The sequence below is a fragment of the Myxacorys sp. genome (assembly GCF_059501405.1).
Genome location: NZ_JCACCM010000158.1, coordinates 1 through 10741 on the forward strand (window position 1 = coordinate 1; position 10741 = coordinate 10741).

A 10741-nucleotide genomic window follows, 5' to 3' on the forward strand; every position below is an offset into this window, starting at 1 on the left:
TCCTCTGTTTTGCCTGCACCTTGATCTGGTTGCGGTGAAAAGTCAACAGAACCTAATTCTTCGCTCCTTTTACGATCTGACAGGTATTCCTTCGTTAAATCGACATTTAATCCTTCACTTTGGACAAAGAAACCTTCGCTGTTTCTTCGCTCCTTTTACAATCTGACAGATATTCCTTCGTTAAATTGACATTTAATCCTTCACTTTGGACAAAGAAACCTTCGCTGTGACATTTAATTCTTCGCCACGGACACTTATTTCTTCGCTCTACAAACGTACATAAAGGCGGCACCCAGACTCGAACTGGGGGTGAAGGTTTTGCAGACCCTTGCCTTACCACTTGGCTATGCCGCCATATTGCATCTGATGAATTATATCACTTTGTGCCAAACAAGCGATCGCCCGCATCCCCAAGCCCTGGAATAATATATCCGTGTTCGTCTAAACCCTGATCAATAGCAGCGGCGTAAATTGGAACATCTGCGTGATGGTCTTGCAAGTGATGAATTCCTTCAGGAGCCGCCAGAATACATAGAAATTTTATTGACTTAGGATTAGCTTGTTTTAGACGATGAATTGCGGCAACCGCAGAATTTCCAGTTGCCATCATCGGATCAACGACCAGCATGTCTCGGTCTTCGATATCGTGTGGCACTTTAAAGTAGTATTCAATTGGGACTAAGGAATGAGGATCGCGGTAAATTCCAATGTGGCCGACGCGTGCCGAGGGAATGAGTTGCAGAATACCGTCTAAGATACCTTGCCCTGCTCGCATAATCGAAACAACGACTAGTTTTTTATCAGGCGCTAAAACTGGAGCCTCCATCTCTGCCATCGGCGTCTGAATGGTTTCGTAGCGCAAGGGCAGATCTCGCGTCACTTCGTAGGCCAGCAGCATACTGATCTCGGTCATCAGCGATCGAAATTTAGCCGTACTCGTTTCTGCGCGCCGCATAAGACTCAGTTTGTGTTGAATTAACGGATGCTCGATGATAGTAATGTTTTCAGCCATAGATATTGTTTACGCTTGGCTTTCGCCAAGCTCTAAAGGATCGCATACTGAGATGTGTGAGTGATTAAAACACGGTTCCATCGCTGTCAATCTGAAGCGGAGGGGCGCCATCAGGTCGTAGCTGTGAGGCAATTTTCCGCCCCGCTGTCCAAGTTCCGCCTTGAAGAATTTTGACCAGCGGAAGATCTGCGCTGGTCAGGTCTAAGCGGCGACGAATTGTATCCGCGATTCGGTCGAGCAGACTTATCGTGAGTGATCGCCACTCCACGATAATTTCATCACCTGGAAAGTGACGGTATTGTCGCATCTCCGAATCTTTGAGGTGCAGGAGCCCGAGATCAAGGCAAAGACCGCCGTTGCGGTATTCAGGAAGTCCCGTCATCTGATCGAGATCGGTAAGGGTGAGTCCTAACTCTTCTAACGGTTCGAGCAAAGAATAGGTGAGCCATTGGGACAGTTTGTGAAAGGGAATCAGATCGGCGAAAGGTGGGCCAACGAGCGCAGAATGGTGCCAAACGTCTCCTAAGTTGACCCCTGATATCGCAAGCCGACTTGGCCAAATGGGTGCTAGTCCTTCTAAAACAGATTGAAACACGATTGTGACGGATAGCTTACCGTCTTTGGCATGAGCAAGTAGATAATCGACTAACCTACCAATGCGGGGATGATCTATGCCAAATAGATCAGGGGAATGGTAGAGAGATTGACCGAGTGTTTGCAGCAGCCGCGATCGCCCTTCTAATCCCACTAACGGATTTTCATCACTGACCTGAAACCCAGCACCTAGCCGCTCAGATGTCACCCTTTGCAGTCCTTCTGCATCAGATTGATATGGATGTTCAGAATCGCTAGAAAACATGCCTTGACAGAAACAGTCGAAGCTTGCCACTGCTAATCCTTCCGAGCGTTGCCAAATCTGATGGGTCTGTGGCTCACGATACCTCCACTGTGCGCCTGCTCCTGCATCGAGTAAAACACTTGGAACAACCAAATCGAATTTGGCTCTAGCGCGTTCAAGAGCAGATAAGCCTTGAAAGGCTCGCTCTAAGTTTTGCAGTCGCGCCGACTCGCCCACTTCAAAATGTCGCCATCGACTGTGAAAAGGGATATTGAGATCTGGATACTGGTCGCGAATGACATCAATCACATAATCAGCAACAGAATCGAGTTGCGTCAGATCACACCGAAAATATTTAAGACGATGTGCTAGAGCTAATGCAAAAAGTTGTTCGCTGCGATCGCGGATGGCTTGGGGCGATCGCAAGTAGGCAATCACTTCGCGGGCATCCGTAGGAATCGTATCAGTAGAAGTATTAGACATAGGAAAAACTATTCGAGTCCTCGTCCTTTAATGGCAGCGAGTTCTTCTTCAGTGAGAATATCGGTTTGGCTGTAATAGCCTGCTGCTTTCTTCGCTTCGATTTCAACTCGTGCATCTGCCGGAATTAGAGCATCAGGGATAGGAACACGCTGAACAATTTCGATACCAGACTCAGTAATCGCATCGTGTTTCATATCGCTCATGGAGATGAAACGATCAATCCGTGTAATACCGAGCCAATGCAAGACATCTGGCATCAGTTCTTGAAACCGCATGTCTTGGACACCAGCAACACACTCGGTTCGAGCGAAGTAGGCATCGGCGCGATCGCCGCCTGCTTGTCGTTTACGAGCGTTATAAACTAAAAACTTCGTCACCTCTCCGAGCGCTCGACCTTCCTTGCGGAAATACACGATCACGCCTGCGCCACGGTTCTGCGCGGTTGTGATGCATTCTTCGATGCCATGCACGAGATAGGGACGACAGGTACAAATATCTGATCCGAAGACATCAGAACCGTTGCATTCGTCATGAACTCGAACCGTGAGCGATTTTTCTGGATCTGCGATCGCATCTGGATCACCCACGATATAAACCGTCATGCCGCCGATTGGAGGTAGAAAAATTTTCAAATCGGGACGAGTGACGAGTTCGGGAAACATGCCGCCCGTCTGCTCAAATAACGTTCGCCGCAAAATACTTTCATCGACGCCAAGCCGGCTGGCGAGTCCGGGAAGATACCAAACTGGCTCGATCGCGGCTTTTGTGACAACGAGATCGCCGCCTTTTTTCATAATCTGGCCGTCTTCTTGCAATCGCCCTTTGGCTACGGCGTCTTGCAGTTCAGGCATGTTGATATGCGCTTTTGTAATTGCAATCGTGGGGCGAATATCGTAGCCTTTTTCATAAAATTCGGTGTAGACTTCCCCAACGATCGCGCCGAACGGATCGAGGGAAACAATTTTATCAGGGTCAGACCAGGCGGGGTAAGGACCAATGTGAGCGGCAGGAGAGGTATTGGTCAAATCAGCGCGGTGATTGGCGTCTAGCTTTCCGCTCGCAACCGCTAAAGCCCGATAGACCGCGTAAGAGCCAGAATGAGTTCCAATGACATTTCGGTGAGCGGGCGTCGTGACAGTTCCAATAATGGGGCCTCGTTTCGTTGGGCTTGCAGACCCCCAGTTTAAAGAATTGGGTTTAGGACCAAATCGAGTCGGATGGGATGTGAGAACGATCGGCTGTGATGTTGGCTTAGGCTGACTGACCATGATAAGGCACTCCCCGTTCACCGAAAACAAGCTAGAGGTGAGTTCTTGATCGTAGCAAGAACATCCCTTCAGGGCAGTGTTCTAGACGGCAGATTTTTCAAGGCTTCAATAATGTGAATATTTGCCTTGGGAAAGGGGTAGTGATCTAGCTCATTGACCTTGACCCAGCGAATTTCGTCACACTCAATGGGCTGCGGGTCGCCGCTCAGATGCCGACAGTGATGGACATTTAGAGTAACGCGGAAATGGCTGTAGGTGTGGTCAACCACCGTTAAGCGATCGCCCACCTCAATCTCAATACCCAGTTCTTCTGCAATTTCCCGTTCAATACAGATTTCAATTGTTTCTCCCGGTTCTACTTTGCCGCCCGGAAACTCCCACAACCCTCCTAACAGCCCTTCTGGTTTGCGGCGATCGATTAGAATTTGGTTTTGATCGTTCCAAATGACGGCAACTCCAATAATTTTATGAGGCAAGGGCGCACGAGTTTCTGACATGGGCAATACTGATTGAATTCCTAAATTGTAAGCCTGACAGTGACGCTGCCACGGACAGAGTAGGCAGGAAGGATTTTTGGGCGTACAAATGGTCGCGCCCAAATCCATAAAAGCCTGATTAAAATCGCGCGAGTCACTTTGCGAAGTTTCAGAGGATGGCGCTGGAGCAAGGATGGCTTCAGACCATTGCCATAAGGCTGCTAACGCTCGATTTGGTGAAACGTTTAATGCGATCAGCCGTGCCAGAACTCGCTTCACGTTGCCATCAAGAATGGCGACGGGTTGATTGAATGCAGCACTTAAAATGCCGCCTGCGGTCGTTCGCCCAATTCCCGGTAGCGCCAAAACCTGATCTAATGCTTGAGGAAAAACGCTATTGTGCTGAGTGACGATCTCGTGCGCCGCTCGATGCAGATTGCGGGCACGTGCATAATAGCCCAATCCTTCCCACGCTTTCAAAACAGTCTGCAAATCCGCCGCTGCTAAAGCTTCAACCGTAGGAAATTGCTGCATCCACCGTTCAAAGTAAGGAATCACCGTCTTGACCTGCGTCTGTTGCAGCATAATCTCTGAGATCCAGATGGCATAAGGATCTCGAGTGTTTCGCCAGGGCAAATCGCGACCGGACTGACTGTACCACTCTAGTAGTGTAGAACGTAGCTCTAAAATCACAAAAATCGGCAGATGGGGAGCTTTATCTGCCGAGGGGGAAAGACTAGTTTTGGGAGCTTTTGGAGACACAAGAAGTTAAGAGGGGGATGAAGAGGATCAAGCTTTCCGCACCCTCCGGTTTTATTCTGCCTCAACCGCTTGGATCGACTTCTCAAACGCCATCCGTTGCTCAACGTTGCGGAGAAAATAGCCGCTCATAATTGCAGAGGCCAATAGGCGACCCAAATTCTCACGGTTGGTCGTAATCGTGACTTCAAAGCCTTCTGGAGATAAGCCACCCAACAGCCCAAGAATGTTGCGCTCCATGACCTGCATCACTTCAGGAGAGGTTGGCTTCGACAGTTGAGCGATCGCTTCTGGACTCAATGACTGAACATACTGCCATAGCTTACCTGCATCAGCGCTGTCGCTTAAGAACTCAGGAACTTGATTGGATGTATCGTTCACAGTATCTACCTCAATAGGAGGACTTAATCCGTTTTTGTTAACCCTACTTTAACAAGCGATGCTCGTCTCGGAAGTCAGTAGAACCGAACCGAAAAAGTTCGGAATTTGCTGAAGGTAGTCCGAGTCGTAACGGTTTAGCTCGCTAAATATTCTCCCATTTCGCCTTTACGCTTTCTTAGTTTCGTCAAGGCTTCCCGCTCGATTTGGCGCACGCGCTCTCGGCTAATGTTGAGGCAATCGCCAATTTTAGCAAGCGTTAAAGCTTTGCCGTCTTCTAAACCGAATCGCAAGCTCAAAACCTGCTGTTGCTGAGGCGTGAGGTCTGCCATCAACGCCTCTAAGTCCTGACGCAAAGACGTTTGAGCCGCGTAGTCTTCGGGCGTCATGCCTTGGTCTTCAAGCAGTTCGCCTAACTCGGTGTCTTGGTTATCGCCAACCCGCAAATCCAAAGACAGCGGAACTCGCGCTCGCTCAAGGTATTCGCGCACGAGCTTGGCTGGCAGATCAAGTTCGGATGATAACTCTGCGATCGTGGCAGCGCGTCCGTGCTGTTGGGCCAAACTGCGTTGAGCTTTTTTAATCTTGTTAAGTTTTTCAGTAATGTGAATCGGAAGCCGGATCGTGCGTCCTTTTTCTGCGATCGCGCGAGTAATGGCTTGCCGAATCCACCAGTAGGCGTAAGTTGAAAATCGATAGCCTTTGGTCGGGTCAAATTTTTCAACGCCACGCTGCATGCCAATTGTGCCCTCTTGGATTAGATCCATCAGATCGACGTTGCGCTTGGTATATTTCTTGGCAACTGAAACCACAAGCCGCAGATTGGCCTCCACCATTCGACGCTTGGCAATTTCACCTTCTGCGATCGCTTGATGCAATTCTGCGACTGTCAGGTTAGCGGCCTGTGCCCATGTTTCGGGCGCAGGAGACTGCTCGCCTCGTGCCATTAGCATTTCTTTGGTTTCATTCAGAAGCGCCAACCGTTGAACTTGCTTGCCGTAAAGAATTTCTTGCTCATGGGTGAGTAGAGGAACCCGCCCAATTTCTCGCAAGTAGGCGCGAACTGAATCAGTAGGGGTCAGAACGGTTTTCATAATCGGATGCTCAGCACGAACGATGAACTTGACAGTAAAGATAGTGACTTTTAAGTACGAGACTTAAGGCTTATAGAGATGACCCTTTGAAGCTAATAGCGTTGCTAAAACCAAGAAGCGCAGTGAACTGAAGCAGGTAGAGACTGACGAAAGAAACATCTTCATTAAGATGGCGAGAGAGCAATAGAATTCAAACTTGGTAGAGTGAAAGCCCAAGAGACAGAACCTTAGACGGTAGTTTCCCCAACTTGGTTCTATTAAGATTATCTACCATGAGGTTACGAATTGTAAAGTTTCTGAGAGCCATAAAGTCAATAAAGTATTAATTCGACTAATACGCCTGTAAACCAGCGCTATACCCGGATTCTTTGCTACTAAACTACCTAAAAATCAGGCTTACGAATGCAGCTTGTGAGACAAACTAACGAAATCAATTAGCAAGCCAAACTGTAGGGCGGAAAAATAAGCGTTTTGTGTAAGTTTGTGAAGCTAGAAACTTCTCTATCTTCTCTATTTAACGAAAAATACTCTATCAGAGCCAAGAAACACATCTGTCTGGTGAAGGATAAGCGCTAATTTGTCAAGAGTGACAGATCCCGGTTGAAATCAAGAGGGTTTCTGAATACGAAACAGCCGAGCTGTGCAATTTCTGTCGTCATGTTTCAAATTAAGGCAGTAATCGCATACTCTACAAACCCCAACGACTGCATTTCCTGCGTTCAAATTAGCGGCAATTTTGAGCCTATGCTAAGCTCCGCTTCTAAACTTTGAATCCTGGAGGCTTGATGTTAACTCACCAAGCCCCCAGGATTCAGAAGAATATGAAATTGTGAAACGTAGTGGAGAGTTACTCAGCCGTTGCGAGTTCGGTGCTGCCGCGCTTGTTCTTGCGGGTCAGAACGTTGAACAACGCTACCCCAATCGCTTTGATCAAGTTGCCTTCGAGTTCTTTGAACATCTTCATGTTCGAGCCGAACGCAGCGTTTGCTTCGTCCACAATACGATCGCCCTTGGCATCATCGATCGGCAATGCATCTAAAGTCGCACGGTACTGCTTCTTGAATTCGCGCTCGTCTGAAATTTGCTGGAATTCGTAGAAGTTTGTCCCTTCTCCATCCGACAAATTCATCCCGTTTTGAGCAATTTTCTTGAGGATTTGGCCTCCCGATAGGTCGCCCAAATACCGAGTGTAGAGATGAGCAATCATTAGCTCAGGATCGGTCTCAGACACTTCATGAATGCGATCGACATACGCTTGAGTAGCCGCTGAAGGAGCAACCTGATCTCGCCAGTTTGCGCCAAAATAGTATGCCAAATCCCGCTCCAGACTTTCTTTGCGCTCTAGCTCAGGAAAGTACATTTTTGACAGCACAGGATGATTCTGGTGCTTCCGCATTTCCTCTTCCATGGCGGAATACACGAAGTAGAGGTTGGAGACGAGCTTACGGTAGGAGTTTTTCTCTACCGTGCCTTTCAAGAAACACGCGATAAAGCCTGTGTTCTCCGCCATCGAGTGAGATTTCTTGGTGCCTTCGCGAAGTTTTGTTGCTAAATTGTTGCTCATTCTAAACTTTCCAACACTAAATAGTGATTTGCTGGCGTATCGATCCGTTAGGTCTGAAAGGCGCAGCGAAAAAACTGCACTATTTGTTACGTTAGTCCGATTTGATGAGCGTTTTTATTACAAATTCTTACGAGAGATGCACTGGAGACAATCATTTTTATGGCAATTGATAGATGGATTTCCCTAAGCTTTCCTGTATAAACCCCGTTTGGCGCAGCGTTTCTACTTCAACTCGATGTCTACTGTGAGCCGATTGAATGTGAGCCGAGCGAAACTCGATTTGATAGTCGCTAATGGGTTCTCTAGCGCAAAGCTGACCCCTAATAGAATCAGGCTGAACCGTGATGTGAAAGCAAATCGCTTGCTCTAGGAGATTGAGAAATCGGAGGTCTTTATAGCCGTAAACCACAGTGGCATCTGAGCCGAGGGGTGTGAAGCGAGTCTCATCGGTGTAAATATCAACGGAGTGAGGATAACGTTCGAGGATATGAAGCCCGGCTCTAAGCGCTAGGTAATAGAGCAGTCCTGAGAGTTGGCAAAGACCACCGCCATATTCTGCTTGCAGCGTTTGATTGACTAACGTTCGTCCAGGCAAATATCCTCTGCGGCGAGTTGGTTGCCCGACCAAGTGCCAAAACGAGAACACTTTGCCCGGTTCGATCAAAATGCGATTGATGCGCTCAGCCGCGAGGGCAAGATTATGTCGTTTATTATCTGAATAATGGCTCGCTTTAATCTCTTGACTAATTTTGATTTGAGGAAGAAATTGCTCCGCTTCGGCAGTTTTAGTCAGTGACGAGTTGGCAAAGCGAGCAACTTCACCCGTTTTAACGTCGGTTAGCGATCGCAAGGCAATACGAGCAGAACGTCGAACAGACGCAGGTATCAATTGCTTCATCATACGGGGTCTTACTTAAGCTGAAGCTATCGTATCCGGTCGCGCCTGTTTTACTACCAACGTTGCATAAGCTGCAACATCGGGCGTGTTGTTTCTGGGTGTATTGTCTACAGGTCTCGATGGGTAAATGGTTTTGCGTCTGTACCAGAGTAAGTTGCGGCAATATGACCATCACCCACAATTTCGTACTTATAAGTCACCAATCCTTCTAATCCGACGGGACCACGTGGGGGCATTTTCTGTGTGCTGATTCCCACCTCTGCACCAAAGCCATAGCGGAAGCCATCGGCAAAACGAGTCGAGCAGTTGTGATAAACGCCTGCGGCATCGACTTGAGATCGGAAAGTCTGCGCGGAAGTTAAGTCTTCTGTCATGATCGCTTCAGTGTGGCGTGATCCGTAAGTGTTGATATGCGCGATCGCATCTTCTAGCGAATCCACAATTTTGATCGCTAAGATCAGATCGCTGTATTCCGTTGACCAATCGGTTTCTGTAGCGGCGGTGATGTTGAGAATGCCTCTTGTGCGATCGTCACCGCGCAATTCCACATTTTTGGCTTGCAGTGCAGGTGCGGCTTCTAGCAAAAATTCTGATGCGATCGCAGCGTGGACTAGCAGTGTCTCGATTGCATTGCAAGCTGCCGGATATTGCGTTTTAGAATCGATCGCAACCTTAACGGCTTTGGCAATCTCCGCTGTGCGATCGACGTACAAATGGCAAATTCCATCTGCATGTCCTAATACGGGAATGCGCGTGTTGTCCTGCACAAATTGGACAAAGGAATTCGATCCTCTTGGAATAATTAGATCAACATATTGATCGAGTTTCAATAATGCTAGTGTTTCCTCTCGTGTTGTTAGAAGCTGTACCACAGATGGATCAATTTCTGTTTGTGATAATCCTTGGTGAATCGCTTTGACCAATGCTTCACACGAGCGAACCGCTTCTTTTCCGCCTTTAAGAATCACGCCATTTCCAGACTTAATCGCCAGACTGGAAATCTGCATTACTGCATCAGGGCGCGCCTCGAAAATCACACCCAATACGCCAAGTGGACAAGTGATTCGTTTCATCACCAATCCCGCGTCTAATTCGCGATGAAGCTGAACTGCACCGACTGGATCGGCGAGTTTGGCAACGTCACGGACGCCTGCGATCGCGCCTTCTAGTTTCGCCTGATCTAGCTTCAAGCGAGCATAGAGAGCCGATGATGTCCCTTCCGATTTAGCAGCTTCGCAGTCCGCCGCATTCGCCGCTAAAATTTCATTCGCGTTGGCGGCCAGAGCATCTGCGATCGCCGTTAAGGCCCAATTTTTCACATCAGCAGGTTGAACTGCGAGTTGACGGGCGGCAGTGCGCGTTTGTTGAGCCAAGGCAACGAGCGAGAGACCTTCAGTGCGAATGGGCGTGGCAGTCATGAGGGGGAACAGAATACGGTATAGATACTAGAGTAAACCATTAGGAAAACAGCGATCGGATCTGCAACACCTGCTCGCGTTGCTCGCTCTTACGATAGACTAGCCAAATCTGATTTTTCACCGCTTTTTCAGGCTTTAAGTTTTCAGGCTTTAAAATGATTTGAAGTTGAGTTCCATCACATAGATAATCTGGCAAAACGCTAAAGCCGAATCCTGCCGCGATCGCGCTCCGAATTCCCCGTAAATCTGGCAGGATTAGCGTTGGTTTAACATCAATTCTACGTCCAAAGACCACGCGCCAGAATCGTCGAATAATCGGTAATTCTTCGCTGTACGCTAACCATGCTTGCGTCCTTAGCCATTCTTCTAACGAATGAGGATTTGCATGTAAAACCTCTTGAGACGTTGGCACAACGATTTGAGGTGGAGCAACAAGCCAAAAGCTCTCCTCATAAATTAAGTGATAGTCCAGACTCGCTCTGGCTGTTTTCTGCGTTGGGTTGTGTTCTAGACCTGGGGAAAGGTAGCTAAACCGACAGCCCGAACTCGAATC

10 protein-coding genes and 1 tRNA gene are annotated in these 10741 nt (G+C 48.1%); all 11 read right to left on the minus strand.

The window, feature by feature from the left end; genetic code table 11:
• Positions 1-283: 283 nt before the first annotated feature.
• Positions 284-354, minus strand: a tRNA-Cys gene (locus AC5I6P_RS21675).
• Between the two features lie 22 nt (positions 355-376).
• Positions 377-1012 carry a uracil phosphoribosyltransferase gene (gene upp, locus AC5I6P_RS21680; RefSeq protein WP_495695843.1) on the minus strand — a complete coding sequence of 212 codons (636 nt, stop codon included), beginning with the start codon at positions 1010-1012 and terminating at the stop codon, positions 377-379.
• Between the two features lie 64 nt (positions 1013-1076).
• Positions 1077-2333 carry a URC4/urg3 family protein gene (locus AC5I6P_RS21685; RefSeq protein ID WP_495695844.1) on the minus strand — a complete coding sequence of 419 codons (1257 nt, stop codon included), beginning with the start codon at positions 2331-2333 and terminating at the stop codon, positions 1077-1079.
• Between the two features lie 8 nt (positions 2334-2341).
• Positions 2342-3601, minus strand: coding sequence for a GTP cyclohydrolase II (locus AC5I6P_RS21690; RefSeq protein ID WP_495695845.1), 1260 nt, complete (start codon positions 3599-3601; stop codon positions 2342-2344).
• Between the two features lie 68 nt (positions 3602-3669).
• A complete protein-coding gene (mutY, locus tag AC5I6P_RS21695) occupies positions 3670-4839 on the minus strand; it encodes an A/G-specific adenine glycosylase (RefSeq protein ID WP_495695846.1) in 1170 nt (389 codons plus the stop codon).
• Between the two features lie 51 nt (positions 4840-4890).
• Complete coding sequence (locus AC5I6P_RS21700; RefSeq protein WP_495695847.1) at positions 4891-5217, minus strand: DUF760 domain-containing protein; 327 nt, start codon at positions 5215-5217, stop codon at positions 4891-4893.
• Positions 5218-5351: 134 nt separating this feature from the next.
• Complete coding sequence (locus tag AC5I6P_RS21705; protein ID WP_495695848.1) at positions 5352-6308, minus strand: RNA polymerase sigma factor, RpoD/SigA family; 957 nt, start codon at positions 6306-6308, stop codon at positions 5352-5354.
• Positions 6309-7155: 847 nt separating this feature from the next.
• On the minus strand, positions 7156-7872 hold the full coding sequence (locus AC5I6P_RS21710) for a biliverdin-producing heme oxygenase (RefSeq protein WP_495695849.1): 717 nt from the start codon (positions 7870-7872) through the stop codon (positions 7156-7158).
• A gap of 157 nt (positions 7873-8029) precedes the next feature.
• On the minus strand, positions 8030-8773 hold the full coding sequence (locus AC5I6P_RS21715) for a VanW family protein (RefSeq protein WP_495695850.1): 744 nt from the start codon (positions 8771-8773) through the stop codon (positions 8030-8032).
• A 104-nt stretch (positions 8774-8877) separates the two neighbouring features.
• Positions 8878-10188: a glutamate-5-semialdehyde dehydrogenase gene (locus AC5I6P_RS21720; protein WP_495695851.1), complete on the minus strand. Its 1311-nt coding sequence runs from the start codon at positions 10186-10188 to the stop codon at positions 8878-8880.
• Between the two features lie 40 nt (positions 10189-10228).
• Positions 10229-10741: LysR substrate-binding domain-containing protein (locus AC5I6P_RS21725; protein WP_495695852.1), on the minus strand; the 513-nt coding region annotated here is incomplete at its 5' end.